Source organism: Microbispora sp. NPDC088329 (assembly GCF_040685655.1).
GTDB lineage: Bacteria > Actinomycetota > Actinomycetes > Streptosporangiales > Streptosporangiaceae > Microbispora.
In genome coordinates this window covers 43,608-62,100 of sequence record NZ_JBFBIP010000003.1, presented here as the reverse complement: position 1 = coordinate 62,100, position 18,493 = coordinate 43,608, and the positions used below count along the sequence as shown (strand labels likewise).

General features: G+C 72.5%; 19 protein-coding genes. 15 read left to right on the top strand and 4 right to left on the bottom strand.

All coding sequences use genetic code 11. The features are described from left to right. Position 1: 1 nt before the first annotated feature. Positions 2-127 carry a hypothetical protein gene (locus AB0O28_RS07540; protein WP_363637387.1) on the top strand — a complete coding sequence of 42 codons (126 nt, stop codon included), beginning with the start codon at positions 2-4 and terminating at the stop codon, positions 125-127. A 346-nt stretch (positions 128-473) separates the two neighbouring features. On the opposite strand, the gene AB0O28_RS07535 is transcribed toward AB0O28_RS07540, so the two are convergent. Beyond that, complete coding sequence (locus tag AB0O28_RS07535) at positions 474-668, bottom strand: CsbD family protein (protein ID WP_363637385.1); 195 nt, start codon at positions 666-668, stop codon at positions 474-476. A gap of 235 nt (positions 669-903) precedes the next feature. On the opposite strand from AB0O28_RS07535, the gene AB0O28_RS07530 reads away from it, so the two are divergent. Together AB0O28_RS07530 and AB0O28_RS07525 are read left to right on the top strand one after the other, a co-directional pair. Then, a complete protein-coding gene (locus tag AB0O28_RS07530) occupies positions 904-1,335 on the top strand; it encodes an SPW repeat protein (protein ID WP_363637383.1) in 432 nt (143 codons plus the stop codon). Positions 1,336-1,606: 271 nt separating this feature from the next. Continuing rightward, a complete protein-coding gene (locus tag AB0O28_RS07525) occupies positions 1,607-2,566 on the top strand; it encodes a glutathione S-transferase C-terminal domain-containing protein (RefSeq protein WP_363637381.1) in 960 nt (319 codons plus the stop codon). Here AB0O28_RS07525 and AB0O28_RS07520 read toward each other — a convergent pair whose 3' ends face one another. Further along, on the bottom strand, positions 2,567-3,739 hold the full coding sequence (locus AB0O28_RS07520; protein WP_363637379.1) for an aminotransferase class V-fold PLP-dependent enzyme: 1,173 nt from the start codon (positions 3,737-3,739) through the stop codon (positions 2,567-2,569). 190 nt (positions 3,740-3,929) lie between these two features. Between AB0O28_RS07520 and AB0O28_RS07515 the strand changes: the two genes are divergently transcribed. The 3 genes from AB0O28_RS07515 to AB0O28_RS07505 all read left to right on the top strand — a co-directional run bounded on the left by AB0O28_RS07515 (position 3,930) and on the right by AB0O28_RS07505 (position 6,183). Then, the gene (locus AB0O28_RS07515; RefSeq protein ID WP_363637377.1) at positions 3,930-4,238 is read left to right on the top strand and encodes a winged helix-turn-helix domain-containing protein; all 309 of its coding nucleotides are present in this window, start codon (positions 3,930-3,932) and stop codon (positions 4,236-4,238) included. Between the two features lie 168 nt (positions 4,239-4,406). Then, positions 4,407-5,381: a TerC family protein gene (locus AB0O28_RS07510; RefSeq protein ID WP_363637375.1), complete on the top strand. Its 975-nt coding sequence runs from the start codon at positions 4,407-4,409 to the stop codon at positions 5,379-5,381. Between the two features lie 115 nt (positions 5,382-5,496). Then, positions 5,497-6,183, top strand: coding sequence for a 4'-phosphopantetheinyl transferase superfamily protein (locus tag AB0O28_RS07505; RefSeq protein WP_363637373.1), 687 nt, complete (start codon positions 5,497-5,499; stop codon positions 6,181-6,183). 111 nt (positions 6,184-6,294) lie between these two features. Here the strand turns inward: AB0O28_RS07505 and AB0O28_RS07500 are convergent, their stop codons facing one another. Next, complete coding sequence (locus AB0O28_RS07500) at positions 6,295-7,227, bottom strand: SDR family oxidoreductase (protein ID WP_363637371.1); 933 nt, start codon at positions 7,225-7,227, stop codon at positions 6,295-6,297. A 122-nt stretch (positions 7,228-7,349) separates the two neighbouring features. Here AB0O28_RS07500 and AB0O28_RS07495 point away from each other — a divergent pair, with 122 nt between their 5' ends. From AB0O28_RS07495 to AB0O28_RS07475, 5 genes are all read left to right on the top strand, one after another. Continuing rightward, entirely contained in the window at positions 7,350-7,916 is a 567-nt protein-coding gene (locus AB0O28_RS07495; RefSeq protein WP_363637369.1) for a helix-turn-helix domain-containing protein, read from the top strand. Positions 7,917-8,176: 260 nt separating this feature from the next. Beyond that, positions 8,177-9,070, top strand: coding sequence for an SMP-30/gluconolactonase/LRE family protein (locus tag AB0O28_RS07490; RefSeq protein ID WP_363637367.1), 894 nt, complete (start codon positions 8,177-8,179; stop codon positions 9,068-9,070). Between the two features lie 74 nt (positions 9,071-9,144). Continuing rightward, complete coding sequence (locus AB0O28_RS07485) at positions 9,145-10,158, top strand: alcohol dehydrogenase catalytic domain-containing protein (protein WP_363637365.1); 1,014 nt, start codon at positions 9,145-9,147, stop codon at positions 10,156-10,158. Positions 10,159-10,198: 40 nt separating this feature from the next. Then, positions 10,199-13,090 (top strand): FAD-binding and (Fe-S)-binding domain-containing protein, encoded by a 2,892-nt coding sequence (locus tag AB0O28_RS07480; RefSeq protein ID WP_363637364.1) that lies wholly within the window; start codon positions 10,199-10,201, stop codon positions 13,088-13,090. 256 nt (positions 13,091-13,346) lie between these two features. Then, positions 13,347-13,769 carry a hypothetical protein gene (locus AB0O28_RS07475; protein WP_363637362.1) on the top strand — a complete coding sequence of 141 codons (423 nt, stop codon included), beginning with the start codon at positions 13,347-13,349 and terminating at the stop codon, positions 13,767-13,769. Between the two features lie 57 nt (positions 13,770-13,826). Here the strand turns inward: AB0O28_RS07475 and AB0O28_RS07470 are convergent, their stop codons facing one another. Next, entirely contained in the window at positions 13,827-14,453 is a 627-nt protein-coding gene (locus tag AB0O28_RS07470) for a MarR family transcriptional regulator (protein ID WP_363637360.1), read from the bottom strand. An 81-nt stretch (positions 14,454-14,534) separates the two neighbouring features. Between AB0O28_RS07470 and AB0O28_RS07465 the strand changes: the two genes are divergently transcribed. The 4 genes from AB0O28_RS07465 to AB0O28_RS07450 all read left to right on the top strand — a co-directional run bounded on the left by AB0O28_RS07465 (position 14,535) and on the right by AB0O28_RS07450 (position 18,457). Continuing rightward, positions 14,535-15,716, top strand: a complete 1,182-nt coding sequence (locus tag AB0O28_RS07465; protein WP_363637358.1) for a flavin-dependent oxidoreductase — start codon at positions 14,535-14,537, stop codon at positions 15,714-15,716. After that, on the top strand, positions 15,713-16,162 hold the full coding sequence (locus AB0O28_RS07460) for a DUF3237 domain-containing protein (RefSeq protein ID WP_363637356.1): 450 nt from the start codon (positions 15,713-15,715) through the stop codon (positions 16,160-16,162). The genes AB0O28_RS07465 and AB0O28_RS07460 overlap by 4 nt, the downstream gene beginning before the upstream one ends. Positions 16,163-16,180: 18 nt before the next feature. Beyond that, positions 16,181-17,773, top strand: coding sequence for a CocE/NonD family hydrolase (locus AB0O28_RS07455; protein ID WP_363637354.1), 1,593 nt, complete (start codon positions 16,181-16,183; stop codon positions 17,771-17,773). Between the two features lie 165 nt (positions 17,774-17,938). Further along, the gene (locus tag AB0O28_RS07450; protein ID WP_363637352.1) at positions 17,939-18,457 is read left to right on the top strand and encodes a hypothetical protein; all 519 of its coding nucleotides are present in this window, start codon (positions 17,939-17,941) and stop codon (positions 18,455-18,457) included. Positions 18,458-18,493 lie beyond the last annotated feature (36 nt).

Sequence of the window (18,493 nt, the reverse complement as noted above, 5' to 3'; positions counted from 1 at the left end):
AGTGACTGAGTTCCTCGCCGCCGTACTCTCCCGGGCGGCCCTCATGGTCCTGGAAGCGCTGCTCGTGCGTCTCGTCCAGGCTCTCGTGACGTCGACCCTCCGCATCACGCTGCCGCACGCGGCCTGACCGGCGTCCGTCCACCGCGGGCCGGCGGCCACCGGCCCGGAACCACGCTCTCCCGGAACTCGACGGGACCAGGGGGATTCACCGAAGCAGCGGCGGAGCCGGGGCGGGCACGTCGCCGTACGAACCGGGCCCGTGCACGCGGAAGCCGGCTCCCCAAGGAGCCGGCCGTTCTTCCAACCGCGCCGTTCTTTCCCGGTCAGGCGTTCTTTCCTCACCCCACAGGGACGGGAGCGCCGGGAAGCAGCACCCGGCTCGGCGGCCCCTCGTCCCCCGGCGACGGCCGTCGGCCCGTTCGTCCGGGCCGCGCACGGTCTGTCGCCTGTCGCGAGATCGCCGTACCCGCGGGTCAGTCCTTGAAGGCGTCCTTCACCTTGCCGGCGGCGTCTTTCACCTTCTCGCCGGCCTGCTTCATGTGGCTCTCCGACTGGTCGGCCCGGCCCTCGGCCTCGAGACTCTCGTCGTCGGTGACCTTGCCGAGCCCTTCCTTGGCCTTGCCGGTGACCTCTTCCGACTTGTTGCGGAACTTGTCCTCCATGCTCATCCGGACGCTCCTCTCGGTTCCAGAAGCTGACGAACTCCCTCTTTCCGCTGGTGAAGGGGCTAAACACCGCTCGGCGTGTCGCACGTCACACCACGCAAGCACAATCTCACCAAAACGGGAAAAAGTGACGAACCGGGCGTACGCTAGGAATAAGGACTACAGCACACACCTCTGAAGGGTGGTGTGACGGATGACACACGGCGCCGACATCGGGACTCATCCCGACATCATGCAAATGCGTGCCCGCTACGAGGCCGCCGCGGCGAATCCCGCCGCGCAGCTCGCCGACGGTCTCACGCTCCTGAGCGGCCTGTATCTAGCGCTCTCGCCGTGGATCGTCGGATTCAGCGGCACGCGAACTCCGCTTGCCGTGAACAACCTGGTCACGGGCCTCGCCGTGGCGCTTCTGGCGATGGGGTACAGCTCGGCGTTCGGGCGCACCTACGGAATCTCCTGGGTCGCCCCACTGCTCGGCATCTGGACCATCATCGCCCCCTGGGTGATCCGCGGCGGCATGGCGACCACCGCCACAATCATCAGCAACGTGGTCGTCGGCGCGCTCATCCTGCTCTTCGGCCTGGCGACCATGCGGTTCGGCATGATGGAGCGCGGACGGCCCGGCGGCTTCGGCGCGACGGGGCCGGCGCACATGGGACCGGCCCACTGAGCGGACCCGGCCGATGAAGGGCGGCGCCCCGCCCCGCGTCGGTACGGCGCGCAGGCGCGGCACCGCCGCCCGGGAGATGCGCACCGGCGGCGACGTGTCCGTGCGTGTCCAAGCGTGTTCGTGCGATGGCGATGCGATGGCGGGTGGGGCGCGTCGATGCCCCAACCCCGCCGGTGCCCATGCCGGTGCCGGTGCGCCGGCGATGCCGTGGCCGCCATGCCACCGGCCCCCGTTACTCTCGTCGTGCAGGAGACGAGAGGACGGTGGCGGCGTGACGACGACGACCCCCGCGAGTCCGGTGGACTTCGCGGCCTACGGCGACTACACGATCAAGGCGGCCACCCGGCCGGACGGGTCGTTCGAACGCCCCCTGTACGGCTTTCGCGACCGCGTGACCGCCGACGGAAGCAGCGGATACCCCGCCGAGCCCGGCCACTACCACCTGTACGTGTCGCTGGCCTGCCCATGGGCCCATCGGTCGGTCATCGTCCGGGCGCTCCTCGGCCTCGAGGACGTCGTGTCGATGTCCGTCGTCGATCCGGTGCGCGACGGTCGCGGATGGGCGTTCCGCGAGGGACCCGGCCACGGCCCCGACGAGCTCAACGGCTTCACCCTGCTGCGGGAGGCGTACGAGGCGACCGAACCCGGCTACGACGGCCACGTCTCGGTCCCCGTGCTGTGGGACCGGCGCACCCGCCGGATCGTCAGCAACAACTTCCCCGACATCAGCCTCGACCTCGGCCAGGCGTTCGCCCGGTGGGCCAGGCCGGGGATCGACCTCTATCCGGAGGATCTGAGGGGCGACATCGACGCGCTCAACGACCGCGTGTACGCCGACGTCAACAACGGCGTGTACAAGTGCGGCTTCGCCGAGAGCCAGGAGGCGTATGACGCGGCGGTGACGACGTTGTTCGCGGCGCTCGACGAGCTCGATGAGCGCCTGGCGGGCGGCCGCTACCTGTTCGGCGACCGGCTCACCGAGGCCGACGTCCGCCTGTGGGTCACGCTGGCCCGGTTCGACACGGTGTACGTGACCCATTTCAAGGCGAACATCCGCCGCCTGGCCGACTACCCCAACCTCTGGCGCTACGCCCGGGACCTGTACACGAATCCGGCCTTCGGCGGCACGACGGACTTCGACCACATCAAGCGGCACTACTACGGCACCCACCCGAAGATCAACCCGCTGCGCGTCGTGCCCGCCGGGCCGGTCATCGACTGGAGCCTGTAGTCACGCGGTGGGCAGCGCCTCGCACAGCCGGTCGAGTTCGTCCTCGGTGTTGTAGTAGTGCACCGAGGACCGCACCATCGGGGGCAGCCCGCGGGACTCGAAGTCCCACCGGGCGGAGGGCGGGGCCGCCACCGAGACGTTGATCTTCGCGGCGGACAGCCGGGCGGCCACGTCGCGGCTGTCGTGCCCGTCCACGGTGAACGTCACGATGCCGCACCGCCGTGCGCCGCGGTCGTGCACGGTCACTCCGGGGAGGACGGCCAGCCGTCCGCGCAGCGCCTCGGCGAGGCCGCTCACCCGCTCCTCGACCGCGTCGAGCCCGAGGCTCAGCGCGTAGTCGGCCGCCACGCCGAGGCCGATCTTGCCGGCCACGTAGCCCTCCCAGTTCTCGAACCGCCGGGCGTCGCCGCGCACCTCGTAGGTGTCCGCCGAGGTCCAGGTCGCGGCGTGCAGGTCGAGGAACGGGGGCTCCAGGCGGTCGAGTATCCGCCGCGAGCAGTACAGGAACCCGGTGCCGCGCGGCCCGCGCAGGAACTTGCGGCCGGTCGCCGACAACAGGTCGCAGCCGATTTCGCCAACGTCGATCCGCAACTGCCCGATCGACTGGCAGGCGTCGAGCAGGTACGTCACCCCGGCCTCCCGCGCCACGGCGCCGATCTCGGCCGCCGGGTTGACGAGGCCGCCCTGGGTCGGCACGTGGGTGACGGCGATGAGCTTGACCCGCTCGTCGATCATGTCGCGCAGCGCCTCGACGGACAGGGCGCCGGTCTCGTCGTCGGGCACCACCTCGACGCGCACGTCGTGCCGCCTGGCGGTCTGCAGGAAGGCGATCGCGTTGCTCGCGTACTCGGCGCGTGACGTGAGGATGCGGTCCCCCGGCTGCCACCGCAGGGAGTAGAAGGCCATGTCCCAGGCGCGGGTGGCGTTCTCGACGAGGGCGATCTCGTCACGCCCCGCGCCGACGAGCCGGGCCAGCGCGTCGTAGGTCCGCTCGGACCGGCCGAGGGCCTCGGCGGCCGCCTCGTAGCCGCCGGTACGCTCCTCCAGGCGCAGGTGGTCCACAACGGCGTCGGTCACCTGACGCGGCGGCAGGGACGAGCCGGCGTTGTTGAGGTGGACGACGTGTTCGCATCCCGGTGTGTCCGCCCGCACCCGTCCGACGTCGATGGTCACGTGACCCTCCCAGAAGATCCGCGAAAACCCCATTCTGCCCCGGCATGCGGCCGCTCGCCCGACATCGCCGCGGGGCTGACGGCCCGCCTCGCCGGCCTGCACGTGTGGCCGGGCCTGCACGTGTGGCCGCCGCTGGTCACGACGGGGTGGCCGACCTCGGTTTCGCGAATCCGCCATCGCATAATGAGGTATGAGCACCTCCTCCCCCGCAGGCGGCTGGACGTTCCTCACCAACCACGCGCACGTCCTGCTCGCGCTCTCCCGCGATCCCGACGCGCGGCTGCGGGAGGTCGCCGAGTCGGTCGGCATCACCGAGCGGGCGGCCCAGGCGATCGTGTCCGACCTGGAGGCGGCCGGCTACCTGCGCCGTGAGCGCGTGGGGCGGCGCAACCACTACACGATCAACCCTCTCGCGCCGTTCCGCCACCCGATCGAGCGGCACCGGCACATCGGCGAGTTTCTCGAGCTCTTCGGGGCGCCGGTTGACACACGAAGCTGATTTCGTGAATACTTGAACACAGTTCGAGGGGGAGTACCCGGCTTCCTCAGCGTCGTCATCACGGCCGCCACCGCAGGGCGTCCCGGCGCGAGGGTCACCGCTGGCGGTGGCACGGGGAGACCGTCGGCCTGCCGAGCCCGCCGTACGCGGCGGTGATGGAGGTTGACGATGTCGGTGCCCCTGTGGGTCTGGGCCGCGGTTCTTGCGGTCATCCTGGCCATGCTGGCCGTGGACCTGTTCGCTCACCGCCGGGCCCACGTGGTGGGCACCCGCGAGGCCCTGACCTGGTCCGGGTTGTGGATCGCGCTGGGCCTCGGCTTCGGCGCCGTGGTCTGGCTGGCATGGGGACCGGAGGCGGGCGGGGAGTACCTGGCCGGTTACCTCATCGAGAAGTCCCTGGCGGTCGACAACGTCTTCGTGATCGCGCTGTTGTTCTCGTTCTTCGCGGTCCCCCGCGAACTGCAGCATCGCGTGCTGTTCTTCGGCGTGCTCGGCGCGCTGGTCTTCCGCGCGGCGTTCATCGGCGCGGGCGCCGTCCTGCTCGACCGCTTCCACTGGATCCTGTACGTCTTCGGCGCGTTCCTGCTCTACACCGGCGTGAAGATGGCCAGGCATTCGGCGATCGAGGTGCACCCCGGCCGCAACCCGGTGCTGCGCGCGATGCGCCGGCTCATCCCCGTCACCGACTCCTATCAGGGCCAGCGGTTCCTCGTACGGCGGGACGGGCGGGACGGGCGGGACGGGCGCGGCCGGTGGGCCGCGACGCCGCTGCTGGCCGTCCTGGTGGCAGTGGAGACCAGCGACATCGTCTTCGCCGTCGACTCGATCCCGGCGATCTTCGCCGTCACCTCCGAGCCGTTCCTCGTCTTCACCTCCAACGCGTTCGCGATCCTGGGGCTGCGGGCGATGTACTTCCTGCTGGCCGGGGCGATGCACCGGTTCGGTTATCTGCGGTACGGGCTGGCGGCGATCCTCGTGTTCGTCGGCGCGAAGATGCTCCTGGCGGACGTCTACAAGATCCCCGTATGGCTGTCGCTCATGGTCATCTGCGCCTGCCTCGCGATCGCCGTGGGCGCGAGCGAGTACAAAAACCGCCGCGAGGCGCGGGAGGGCAGGCACCTGGCCGCCGGGGAGCACCGGTAGCCCTGACGCGACCCACGGGGGCCGAGCCGCCGCCGCGAAACGATCTTCCGTCGCGGGCCGGGGATCTGTACTCTCCCCACATGACCGCCCCGGTGAGACAGACGCACGACGCCCGATGATCAGCGACATCCTGCCCCCGTGGGTGGCGTCGGCCGAGAGGTTCGGCGACGTGCCTGAGGAGACGCTGTTCCCGGAGGAAAGACCGCTCATCGCACGGGCCGTCGAGAGGCGGCGGCGCGAGTTCGTCACCGGACGTCACTGCGCCCGGCTCGCGCTGGCCCGCATCGGCGTGACGCCGGGGCCGATCCCGCGCGGCGAGCGGGGCGCGCCCGTCTGGCCGGCGGGCACGGTCGGCAGCATCACGCACTGCCCGGGATACCGCGCGGCGGCCGTCGCCTCCGCCGAGGTCGCGCGCGCCGTCGGCATCGACGCCGAGACGCACGAGCCCCTCCCGGAGGCGGTCCTCTCCATGATCGCCTCCCCCGAGGAGATAGCCGCCCTCGAGGCACTGGGCCGCGCGGACGGGGCCGACGCGGAGGGCACGGACGCCGTAGGCGCGGGCGGCGCGATCTGCTGGGACAGGATCCTGTTCAGCGCCAAGGAGTCGATCTACAAGGTGTGGTTCCCGCTGACCGGCCGCTGGCTCGACTTCTCCGAGGCGGTCGTCGACATCGACCCCTCGGGCACGTTCCGGGCGAGGCTGCTGGTCGCCGACCCCGCCATGGGAACGCACACCCTGTCCGGGCGGTGGCTGGTGCGCGACGGGCACATCGCCACGTCGGTCGCCCTCCCCCGCCCCTGAGAAACGCTGTCTCTGAGAACCCCCGCCCCGGGAAGGCCCCGCGCCCGAGCCCCCCGCCCCCGGGAGATCGTGGAGGCGGGCGGACCGGCAGAGAGCAGATCGGCCGCCGTGTCAGGCGGACGGGCGGCGGAAGTAGTGGCCCTTGCCGAGGTCGTCGAGCAGCCCCGGCTGAGTCGGCTGCCATCCCAGCAACTCGCGGGTCAGCGCGCTCGACGCCGGGGCGTCGAGCCCCACCATGCCGCCCAGCCAGGAGAAGTGCTCGCCTGCCTCCTCGGGGGAGATCGAGACCACCGGCAGGCCGAGGTGGCGGCCGATCACCTCGGCGACGGCGCTGATCGGCACGCCCTCGTCGGCGACCGCGTGCAGCACCGATCCCGCCGGGGCCTCCTCCAGCGCGAGGCGGAACAGGCGCGCGGCGTCGAGCCGGTGAACCGCCGGCCAGCGATTGGATCCGTCGCCGACGTGACCGGAGACGCCCTTGTCGCGGGCGATGCCGACCAGGGCCGCCATGAAGCCGTGGTCGCCCTCGCCGTACACGGTCGGGGGCAGACGCAGCACCGACGAGCGGACCCCGTGGGAGGCGAGGTCAAGGGCCCTGAGCGCGGTGGCGTGCCGGGCCCGCGGGCCGTCGTCGTGCGCCACGTCGGAGCCGGAACCACGCCCGTCCCGTTCGGTCGCCACCCGTCCCGGCGCGAGCCCGAGGAGCCCGGAGGCGAGGACGAACGGGCGATCGGTGCCCGCGAGCGCATCGCCGAACGTCTCGACGGCGCGGCGATCCGCCTCGGCGGCGCCCCGGAAGTCGCCGGTGAAGGCGATGTCGTGCTTGAACGCGAGGTGGACCACGCCGTCCGACGCGGCGGCCGCGTTCCGCAGGGTGCCGAGGTCGTCGATGGTGCCGCGGCACACCTGCGCCCCGGCCTCGGTGAGGGCGGCGGCCGAGGCGTCGGACCGCGCCAGCCCGACGACCTCGTGACCCGCGCCGATCAGTTCGGGGACGACGGCGGAACCGATCCAGCCGGACGCGCCGGTGACGAATACCCGCATGACGTACTCCAAGTGGTTGGTCGCCCTCCACGCCGGATAACCACCCGGTGGAGGGCCATGTCAGTGACTGTCATCAACCTAGCACCGATGTCAGGAACTGTCATCAGGGTAGGATCCGGGGCATGGGTCGATGGGAGCCGAACGCGCGCGGCCGCCTCTCGGAGGCGGCGCTGGAGCTCTACGTCGAGCGCGGCTACGAGCAGACCACGGTGGCGGAGATCGCCATGCGGGCCGGGCTGACGGAGCGCACGTTCTTCCGGCACTTCGCCGACAAACGCGAGGTGCTGTTCTCCGGCTCGGACGCGCTGCGGGAGCACCTCGTGAACGCGGTCGCCGGCGCCCCGGACTCCGCGGCGCCGATCGACGCGGTAGCGGCGGCCTTCGAGAGTGTCGGCGTCCTGTTCCAGGAAGGCCGCGAGCGCTCCTTGCGGCGGCAGGCCGTCATCACCGCCAACGCCGAGCTGCGGGAGCGCGAACTGATCAAGCTCGCGTCGCTGTCCGCGGCCCTCGCCGACACGCTGCGCCTGCGCGGCGTCCCGCATCCGGCCGCGAGCCTGGCCGCCGAGGCCGGGGTCGCCGTGTTCAAGGTCGCGTTCGAGCGCTGGGCCGACGACCCCGGCGAACCCGACCTGTCACAGCTCATCCGGGAGTCGTTCGACGAGCTGAAGGCCGTGACCGCGGGCAGGTGACCGTCTCGGCCGATCACGGCCGGTCGCGGAGCGGCGACGGGAGCGGCCGGTCGCCGGCGGGGCGTCGGAGCCCGATCTCCGATAGGCAAAGACCTTTCGGGGCCGGCCCGCCATTCCGGAAGGTCCCGGCGAATGCCTTTTCTCCCGCCCGATATCGGCTCTAGTATCCGGGACATGACCGCAGTTCCGCTCGCTCCGCCGCGGGCGGTTCCGGGGGACCCGCCGTCCGCCCGTACGGCAGCCGGCGGCGAGGAGGTCTCATGACCAGGCGGTTCACCGCCACCCAGGCCTGTGGCGAGGTGTACGCCCTCGCCGAGGGGCCCGTGTGGGACCCCCTCAGGGAACGCCTGCTGTGGGTGGACATCGACGCGGGCGCGGTGCACGAGGGACGGCTCGACCCCGTGACCGGCGCCGTCACCGCCACCACCGCGCACACCTTCGGCGGCACCGTGGGCGCGGTCGCGGTCTCGGCCGACGGCGAGCTCGTCGTCGCCGAGCGCGAGGTCCTCACCCGGGTCGACACCGCCGGCCGCCGCACCGAGATCGCCCGGGTGCTGCCCCCCGGCGTACGGAGCAGGCTCAACGACGGCGCCGTGGACCCGGCCGGGCGTTTCCTGATCGGCAGCATGGCGCTGGACGACCGGGAGGGCCAGGAGGTCCTGGCCCGGCTCGACGGCACCACCTGCGTCCACATCGACGAGGACCTGACCCTTTCCAACGGCCTGGCCTGGAGTCCCGCCGGCGACCGCCTGTACAGCATCGACAGCACTCCGCACGTGGTGTGGGAGCGCGACTACGACGCCGCCACAGGGCGGACCGGGCCGCGGCGGGAGCTGTTCAGGCTCGCCGACGGCATGCCCGACGGGATGTGCGCCGACTCCGAGGGCAACCTGTGGATCGCCGTCTTCGGCGGCGGCAGGGTCGAGTGCCGCGACCCCGGCGGGCACCTGCTCGCCGTCGTCGAGGTCGGCGCGCCCAACGTCACCTGCCCCGCCTTCGCGGGACCGGATCTCGACGTCCTCGTCATCACCACCTCGACCAACGACCTGTCGGCTCGCGACCTGGCCGAACATCCGGGATCGGGGCATCTGTTCACCGCCGAAGTGGGCGTCCGCGGCGTGGCGACGCCCTATTGGGCGCCACCGCGCCCATGAGCTCCGCTTACTCCCGAGGAGAAACGGTCGTGCCCGTCGTTCCCGTCGTCCCCGTCTCGCGGTAGGGCGGGCGGGTGCGGGCATTGGTCATCACCGGCCCCGGCAGGGCCGAGGTCGGGGACGTCGAGCCGCCGGTCGCCGCGCCCGGGCAGGTGATCGTGGACGTCGAGCGGGTCGGTGTCTGCGGCACCGACGTGGAGCTGTTCACCGGCGAGATGAGCTACCTGCACTCCGGTCACGCCTGGTACCCGCTGCGCCCCGGCCACGAGTGGTGCGGCGTCGTCACGGCGCTCGGCGAGGGCGTCGACCCCGGCTGGCTGGGCCGCCGCGTCACCGCCGACACACAGCTCGGCTGCCGCCACTGCCGCCTGTGCGGCGACGGCCTCCACCACGTCTGCCCCGACCGGGCCGAGATCGGCATCCGCAAGGGCTTTCCCGGGGCGCTGGCCGAGCGGCTGGCCGTACCGGCGTGGGCCCTGCACGCGCTGCCGGAGACGATCGACGCGACGATGGGCGCGCTCGTCGAACCCGGCGGCAACGCCCTGCGCGCGGTGCGCGGCGCCGCCGCAGGACCCGGCGACCGGCTGCTGGTCCTGGGCACGGGCACGATCGGCCTGCTCGTCGCGCTGCTCGCGCGGGCGCGCGGCGCCGAGGTGCACCTGCTGGGCCGCGACGAGCCCACACTGCGGCTGGCCCGCGACCTCGGCTTCACGGGCGTCTGGACCCGTGCGTCACTGCCGTCCCTGCCGTGGAACGCCGTGGTCGACGCGTCCAACGCGGCGGACCTCCCGGCGCTCGCGATCGACCTGGTCAGGCCCGGTGGCCGGGTAGTCTATATCGGTCTCGCGGGGTCCCCCAGCCGCATCGACACCCGCGACCTCGCGTTCAGGGACGTCACCGCCGTGGGCGTGCTCAGTGGCTCGGCCGGTCTGGCCGGGACCATCGAGGCGTACGCGGACGGATCGGTCGACGCCCGCCCGCTCGTGGCCGCCACCGTGGGCCTGGACGACGCCGCCGGCGTGCTGGCGGGGCGCCGCCCGGCCGGTGCGGGCCCGGGCCCGAAGATCCACATCGATCCCCGGCGATAGAGGGGGCGCATCGGCGCCTCCGGACGGAAGCGTTGAGATCATGAGCCTTACCCACGCCGAACCGCGACGGCCCGGGCCGTCCGACCCCGCTGTGCTCGCGGCGGTGGAGGCCGCCGTCCCGGGGATCACCCGTGCGCGGGCCAGTGACCGGCTCGGCATGGCGCACGACGCCTCGCATTACCTGCTGACTCCGCAGGCCGTCGTGGTGCCGGAAAGCGCCGCGCAGGTGGCGGCGCTGATGCGGACGGGGCTGCCGCTGACCTTCAGGTCCGGCGGCACCAGCCTGAGCGGGCAGGGCGTGAGCGAGCACCTGCTCGTCGACACCCGCAGGCACTTCAGGGGCATCGAGGTGCTCGACGGCGGCGCCCGGGTCCGGGTGCAGCCCGGGGCCGTGCTGCGTCAGGTCAACGCCCGGCTCGCCGCGTACGGCCGCAAGCTGGGTCCCGACCCGGCCAGTGAGTCGGCGTGCACGATCGGCGGGGTCGTGGCCAACAACTCCAGCGGCATGACCTGCGGCACTCACGCCAACACCTACCAGACGCTGGAGTCGATGGTCCTCGTGCTGCCCAGCGGGACCGTCGTCGACACCGGCGCGCCGGACGTCGACGCGCGCCTGCGCGCCCTCGAACCCGCCCTGGCCGAGGGCCTGGAACGGCTGCGTGACCGGATTCGCGGCAACCCCGGCTCCGTACGCCGGATCAAGGCGCAGTTCTCCCTCAAGAACACCATGGGCTACGGCCTCAACAGCTTCCTCGACCACGACTCGCCCGCGCAGATCCTCGCCCACCTCGTCGTGGGCAGCGAGGGCACCCTCGGCTTCGTCGCCGAGGCCGTCGTGCGGACGGTGCCGGCGCACCGCCTCGCCGCGACCGGCCTGGTGGTCTTCCCGACACTGCGGGAGGCGATGGCGGCCGTGCCGGAGATCGTCGCCGCGGCGCCCGCCGCCGTCGAGCTGCTCGACGCGGAATCGCTCCGGGTGGCCGGGACCGACCCGTACGCCGACGACGTCCTGCGCACCCTTGAGGTGCGCGACCACGCGGCGCTGCTGGTGGAGTGGCAGGAGTCCGGCCCCGAACCGCTCGCCGCCCGCGAGCGGGAGGCCGGACGGGTCTTCGCCCGCCTGAACCTCGCCGCCCCGGCACGGCTGAGCGGGGACACGGCCGGCCGGGCGGCCCTGTGGCGCATCCGCAAGAACCTGTACGCCGCGGTCGCGGGCGCCCGGCCCAGCGGCACGACGGCCCTGCTGGAGGACGTGGCCGTCCCGGTGCCCGCCCTGGCCGATCTCTGCGACGACCTGGCGGAGCTGTTCGCGAAGCACAGGTACGAGCGCAGCGTGATCTTCGGCCACGCCAAGGACGGCAACCTGCACTTCATGCTGAACGAGCGTTTCGGCACCGGCCTCGGCCGCTACGCCGAGTTCACCGAGGAGATGGTCGACGCCGTGCTCGACCGCGGCGGCACGCTCAAGGCGGAGCACGGCACCGGACGGGTCATGGCCCCCTTCGTGCGCCGCCAGTACGGCGACGAGCTCTACGAGGTCATGCGGGAGGTCAAGCGGCTGTGCGACCCCGCGGGCACCCTCAACCCCGGGGTCGTGCTCACCGACGACCCGCGGGCGCACCTGCGCGACCTGAAGACGGTGGTCAGCGTCGAGCCGGAGGTCGACCGGTGCGTGGAGTGCGGCTACTGCGAGCCGGTGTGCCCGAGCCGCGACCTCACCACCACTCCCCGCCAGCGGATCGTGCTGCGCCGCGAGATCGCCGCGGCCCGGGCGGCGGGCGACGACGCGCTCGCACGGCGGTTGGAGGAGGAGTACGGCTACGACGCCGTCGACACCTGCGCCGTGGACGGCATGTGCGCCACCGCCTGCCCCGTGCTGATCAACACCGGCGACCTCACCAAGCGCCTGCGCGCCGAGCGTCACGGGCGTGCGGCGCGAGCGGGGTGGAAGACCGCCGCCAGGCACTGGGACGCGGTCACCCGTGCCATGGACCTCGCGATGGACGCGGCCGCCGCGGCCCCGGCCGGGCTGGCCGAGGGGGCGAGCCGGGCGGCCCGCGCCGTCGGCGACCCCGACGCCGTTCCCCAGTGGAGCCGCGACCTGCCGCGCGGCGGCACCCCCCGGCGCGCCGCGCCGCACGACGAGGCCGACGCGGTCTACGTGCCGTCGTGCCTGAACACCATGTTCGCTCCCGCCGGCGGCGGACCCGGGGTGATGACCGCGGTGCGGCGGCTCGCCGAGCGGGCCGGCCTGCGGCTGCGCGTGCCGGAGGGCGTCGGGAGCCTGTGCTGCGGCACGCCGTGGTCCTCCAAGGGCTTCGGCGAGGGCTACGAGGTGATGCGCCGCCGGGTGCGGGAGACGCTCCTGACGGCGACCGACGGCGGCCGTCTTCCGGTGATCAGCGACGCCGCCTCCTGTACGGAAGGCTTCGAACGCCTCGCAGCCGCGGGCGTGCCCGGACCGCCCGCCACGGACGTAAATAAGGCGCCCGGCGTGGGAGGCGTGGGGAGTGCGCCCGGCGCGGCGGCCCCCGTCGTGCGGGTGCTCGACGCCGTGACCTTCGTGGCCGAGCACGTCCTGCCGAGGCTGCCCGCACCGCCAGAAGGCCGCAGGCTGGCCTCGCTCGCCCTGCATCCGACCTGCTCCTCGGTCCGCCTCGGCCTCGACGCCGCCATCACGGCGATCGCCGAGGCGGTCGCCGAGAAGGTCGTCGTCCCCGACGGCTGGCAGTGCTGCGCGTTCGCCGGCGACCGGGGCATGCTGCATCCGGAGCTGACGGCCTCCGCCACCCGCGCCGAAGCCGCGTCGGTGGCCGGCGGCGGTTTCGCCGCGCACGCGTCGGTCAACCGCACGTGTGAGATCGGCATGACCCGCGCCACCGGGAAGACCTATCACCACCTGCTCGAACTGCTCGACCAGGTCACCGCCTGACGCCGTCACCGCCCTGAGGGACGCCGCGGCTCACCTGCGGGATGTCGACGGCCCGCTGGACGCGTACGCGCGAAGGGGGGTCGCCCCGGCGGAGGCCAGGGCCTGCGGACTGGGGTGGGCGACCCGACCGCGGCAGTGCCGGTCGGCTCCGGCAGGACGCCGTGCTCGCTCGTACGGCCCCGGTCGCCGGTTCCACCCGCCGGGCGAGTATCGTCGCAGGCCGGACGGCACGGACCGACACGGACAGGAGTCGCCGATGAAGTTCATGAAGGCACGGGAAGTGCCGGGCCGCGTCGCCACGGGCGCCTACATCCTGCACTCCGGTGTGGAGAAGTGGAACGGCGGCGACGAGCAGGCCGCCGGTCTCCACGGCATGGCCGTCGGCGCCTTCCCGTTTCTGAAGTCCGTCCCGCCCCGCCGTTTCCTCAAGCTGCTGTCGGCTGCCGAGATCGCGACAGGTGTGGCGCTCCTGGCGCCGTTCGTGCCGGCCGCGGTCGCCGGGGCCGCGCTCACCGGGTTCTCCGGCAGCCTGGTCGCGCTCTACCTGCGGACGCCCGCGCTGCACAAGCCCCGCAGCATCTGGCCGAGCCAGGCCGGCATCGGCGTCAGCAAGGACATGTGGCTGCTGGGCGTCGGGCTCGGGCTGCTCGCCGACGCCGCGAGCCGGCGGCGCGACTGACCCGCGAGGTCCTCACGCGTAGTTTTCGACCAACCGCCCCGGCTCGTCCCGGCGCGACTACGAAAGGTCCGCCGGGCGGGCGCGGAGGATGCGGGACAGCAGGGCCGTCATCTGCTCGCGCTCGGCGGCGCCGAGACAGGCGAACCACTCCCGCTCCCTGACGGCCTGATCGGCGAAGGCCTCGCGCACGGCCGCCTCCCCCGCCTCGGTCAGCGCGACCACCACCGCACGGCCGTCCTCCGGCACCCGGCTGCGCTCGACCAGGCCGCCGCGTTCCAGGGTGTTGACGGCGTTGGTCACCGCGGACCGCGACATGGCGGAGATCTCGGCCAGCCGGACGGGCTGGGTGGGACCGAGCAGCCAGAGCTTGAACATCAGCCGGAATCCGGGCAGCGTCAGGCCGCGCGGGCGGTGGATGCGGGTCTCCAGGTCGGTCACCAGCAGGTAGGCGAGCTGCAGCAGGTGATAGGCCAGCGCGAACGCCTCGGCGTCGGCCGGAGGCGACATGGCCGCCAGGCGCTCGCGCGCGTACGCGGCGTACCGCAGATCCGGCGGCAGGGAGGCGGAGCCCGGGGCCGGGTCCGATCGCCCACCGGGGGCCTCCCCACGCCCGGCACGACGCTCCGCGCTGTCGCCGCGGCCGTCCCCGCCGAGGTCAGGCCGGATGTCGCTATCCCTGTTCACCGGTCAAGTCTTGCGCAGTCACAGGGGCGTCGTGAATATTGTTACGGTCATAACAACCCTCTCTCTTTTCCGGAGGCGCGCGTGCGCATCGTCATCGCCGGAGCGGGCATCGGCGGGCTGACCGCCGCGCTCAGCCTGCACGCGGCCGGCTTCGAAGACGTGACCGTGCACGAGGCCGCCCCCGAGATCCGGCCGCTGGGCGTCGGGATCAACCTCCTCCCCCACGCCGTACGGGAGCTGACCGAGCTGGGGCTGGCCGACCGGCTGGCGGAGATCGGCGTGGCCACGGCCGAGCTGGCCTACTTCAACCGGTATGGCACGCCGATCTGGTCCGAGCCCCGGGGGGTGGCGGCCGGCTACGCCTGGCCGCAGTACTCCGTCCATCGCGGGACGCTGCAGATGCTCCTGCTGGAGGCGGTGACCGAGCGGCTGGGCCCGGACGCCGTACGGAGCGGGAGCAGGATCACCGGTCCCGGCGACGAGGACCTGCTGATCGGCGCGGACGGCATCCACTCGGCCGTGCGCGCCCATCTCTACCCCGGCGAGGGCCCGCCGCCGTGGAACGGCCTGGTCCTGTGGCGGGGCGTCACCTACGGCGAGCCGTTCCTGACCGGCCGATCCATGATCATGGCCGGGGACGGCACGCAGAAGTTCGTCGCCTATCCGATCGAGACCGGTGAGCGCACGCTGATCAACTGGATCGCGGAGCGGCCGCTGGACGGCGAGGCCCCGGACCGGGGGAACTGGAACCGCCCGGCCGACCTGGCCGAGATCGGCAGGCACTTCGCCGACTGGCGCTTCGACTGGCTCGACGTGCCGGGGATCATCGCCGGGGCCGAGACCGCGTACGAGTACCCGATGGTCGACCGCGATCCCCTGCCCCGCTGGACCTTCGACGGCGTCACACTGCTCGGCGACGCGGCGCACGCCATGTATCCGATCGGCTCCAACGGCGCCTCGCAGGCGATCATCGACGCCCGGGTGCTGGCGTACGCCCTCGCCCGCGGCGACCTCGCGGCGTACGAGGAGATGCGCCGCCCGGCCACGACGGCGCTGCAGTTGTCCAACCGGGAAATGGGCCCGGAGGTCGTCATGAAGCTCGCCCATGAGCGCGCGCCCGGCGGGTTCGACGACATCGAGCAGGTCATCCCCCACGCGGAACGGGCCGAGATCGCCGCCTCCTACAAGCGCACAGCGGGCTTCGATCCCGCCTCGCTCAGCGAACGCCCCTCCTGGAGCATCGATCGGAGTGCCGTCTCGTGAACCTGGAACCGCTGGCCACCTTCCACGTGGAGCTCGACTCGATCCTCGACCTCGGCGACTCGCAGTGGGGCCGCCGCCGCGTCATCAACATCGTGGGCGGCAGTTTCGACGGCCCCCGCCTGTCGGGCGCGGTGCTGCCGGGCGGCGCCGACTGGCAGGTGGTGCACGCCGACGGCACGATCAGCGTCGACACGCGCTACACGCTGCGCACCCACGACGGCGCGCACGTCTACATCACCACCAGCGGCGTGCGGCACGGCTCCCCCGAGGTGCTCGGCCGCCTCGCGCGGGGCGAGGACGTGGACCCGTCGGAGTACTACTTCCGCCTGCACTGCCGCTTCGAGACGGGCGACGACCGGTATCTGTGGCTCAACCGCACCCTCGCCGTGGCCTCGGCCGCCCGCAAGGCCACCGTCGTAAGCTACGACGCCTACGCCCTGACCTGACCTGACCCGAGGAGCCTCATGCCGAAGCTCGACCGCTCGCCGCTCCAGGTCACCGTCGAGCACGACGCTCCGATGCCGATGCGGGACGGCACCGTCCTGCGCGGCACCGTCCACCGTCCGGCGGAGGGTGGTCCCTTCCCCACCCTGCTCGTGCGCACGCCGTACGGCGAGGACTCGTTCCGGACGGAGCCGGTGACGCCCGCACTGCGGGCCGGGTTCGCGGTGGTGCTCCAGCACTGCCGGGGGCGCGGGAGCAGCGACGGCGAGTTCCGGCCGTGGGCGGACGAGGGCGCCGACGGCCACGACACGATCGCCTGGATCACCTCGCAGTCGTGGTCGAACGGCGAGGTCGTGATGAGCGGCATGTCCTACCTCGCCGGGTGCGCGCTGCAGGCGGCGGCGACGCGCCCGCCCGGGCTGAAGGCCGTGGTCGCCGCGATGACGCCGCACGACTTCCACGACGGCCTCAAGTATCACGGCGGGGCCTTCGCGCTGGGATCGGCCCTGAACTGGGGCGCCTTCCAGACGATGCTCGGACTGCTGCACGCCGCCGAGGCCGGCGAGGACACCGGCGAAGGGCTCGCCACGGTTCTTCCCGTTCTCGGCGACCAGGACGCCGCGGCGCGGACCCTGCCGGTGGGCGACATCCCCGGCATCCCCTGGTGGCGCGACTGGACGTCGCATGTGGAGCGCGACACCTACTGGGAGGACCTGGCCGAGACCCTGCGCCATGACCGCATCGAGGTGCCGGTCATGCACGTGGCGGGCTGGTTCGACCTGTTCCTGGGCGGGACGCTGGAGAACCATCGTCGTCTGGGCGGCCCTCTGGTGATCGGTCCCTGGTCCCACCTCGCACCGGGCGCCGCGGGCACCGGGCGGCTGTTCTTCGGCGCCGCCGCCTCGGCGCAGGCGATCGGCCTGGAGCAGCGGGAGCTCGCGTTCCTGAAGGGCGAGGACACCGGCCCCGCCGTGAAGATCTTCGTGATGGGGGACGACGTCTGGCGGGACGAGGAAGCCTGGCCGCTGGAGCGCGCGGTCGAGACCCCTTACTTTCTGCACACCGGCGGCCTGCTCTCCCCCGAGCCGCCCTCCGTGCGGGAGCCGGCGACCTTCACCTTCGACCCGCGCGACCCGGCGCCCACGGTCGGCGGCCCGACCCTGCTGCCCGACCTCACCAATGTCGGCCCGCAGGACCAGCGCGACGTGGAGCGGCGGCCCGACGTGCTCTGCTACTCGACCGACGTCCTCGCCGCCGACGTCGAGGTGACGGGCCCGGTGACGGTGACCCTGCACGCGGAGACCTCGGCCGCCTCGACCGACTGGACGGCCAAGCTGGTGGACGTGTATCCGGACGGACGGGCGATGAGCGTGATCGACGGCATCGTCCGCGTTCTCGAGCCTTCCGGGACGTTCCTCATCGATCTGGTCGCCACCAGTCAGGTCTTCAAGGCCGGCCACCGCATCCGGGTGGAGATCTCCAGCTCCAACTTCCCGCGCTTCGACCGCAACCCCGGCACCGGCCGTCCCGACGCGACCGAGGCCGACCTGGTCGTCCAGCACCAGAAGGTCTTCCCCGACTCGTACATCACACTGCCGATCGTCCCCCGCTGACGCGGTCGCCGGTCCTCCCCGGGGTCGGCCTCCCGGCCGCTCCGTCCAGTGGTGGCGGGCGACCCGTCATCCGTCCGGATCGCGATCGGGTGAGACCCCACTGAGAGCGCAGCCAGGCCGGTACGGCGTACGGCCTCGCCCCGGACATCCGATACCGTGCCGATCGTGACCGCATACCTGTTGATCCTCGGGGAGCGGGAGGCCGTCGCGTGGGTGCTGCGCGAGTCCAGGATGGCCTTCCCTCCGACCAGTCGCAGCGAGGTGAACCGGCTCAAGGCGGGGGACGATCTTTTCGTCCTGACCACCCGCGGCTGCTGGCACAACCCGACCCGTGACCGGACGAGGATCATCGGCATCGCCGAGGTCACCTCGCAGGTGATCGCCTACGAGAAGCCGGTCACGATAGCGGGCCGGGACTTCACCCGTGGGTGCGACATCGGCCTGCGGTCGCTCACGCCGTACCTGACCGGGGTCGAACTGGCGCCCCTCGTGCCACGGCTGGATGCCTTCCCCGACATCACGTCCTGGTCCATCCGCCTCCGGCGTCCCCTGCTTGAGCTGAGCGCATCCGACGCCGCCCTGCTCGAACGCGAGCTCGGCGGCGTCGCCCGCGAACCCGCCTCGGTCATCCCGGAATACCTGTCCTCGATTCGACCTGTGCGGCAAACCCCTACTCGCGCCTGACGTACTGGTCAGCCCACGCCTGCGTATGAGGCGGGC

Coding starts and splice junctions, on each gene's coding strand:
- AB0O28_RS07505 (WP_363637373.1), top strand. CDS start 5,497: ATGATCAGCGACATCCTGCCCCCGTGGGTGGCGTCGGCCGAGAGGTTC.
- AB0O28_RS07455 (WP_363637354.1), top strand. CDS start 16,181: ATGCCGAAGCTCGACCGCTCGCCGCTCCAGGTCACCGTCGAGCACGAC.
- AB0O28_RS07535 (WP_363637385.1), bottom strand. CDS start 668: ATGAGCATGGAGGACAAGTTCCGCAACAAGTCGGAAGAGGTCACCGGC.
- AB0O28_RS07490 (WP_363637367.1), top strand. CDS start 8,177: ATGACCAGGCGGTTCACCGCCACCCAGGCCTGTGGCGAGGTGTACGCC.
- AB0O28_RS07495 (WP_363637369.1), top strand. CDS start 7,350: ATGGGTCGATGGGAGCCGAACGCGCGCGGCCGCCTCTCGGAGGCGGCG.
- AB0O28_RS07500 (WP_363637371.1), bottom strand. CDS start 7,227: ATGCGGGTATTCGTCACCGGCGCGTCCGGCTGGATCGGTTCCGCCGTC.
- AB0O28_RS07480 (WP_363637364.1), top strand. CDS start 10,199: ATGAGCCTTACCCACGCCGAACCGCGACGGCCCGGGCCGTCCGACCCC.
- AB0O28_RS07510 (WP_363637375.1), top strand. CDS start 4,407: ATGTCGGTGCCCCTGTGGGTCTGGGCCGCGGTTCTTGCGGTCATCCTG.
- AB0O28_RS07475 (WP_363637362.1), top strand. CDS start 13,347: ATGAAGTTCATGAAGGCACGGGAAGTGCCGGGCCGCGTCGCCACGGGC.
- AB0O28_RS07530 (WP_363637383.1), top strand. CDS start 904: ATGCGTGCCCGCTACGAGGCCGCCGCGGCGAATCCCGCCGCGCAGCTC.
- AB0O28_RS07515 (WP_363637377.1), top strand. CDS start 3,930: ATGAGCACCTCCTCCCCCGCAGGCGGCTGGACGTTCCTCACCAACCAC.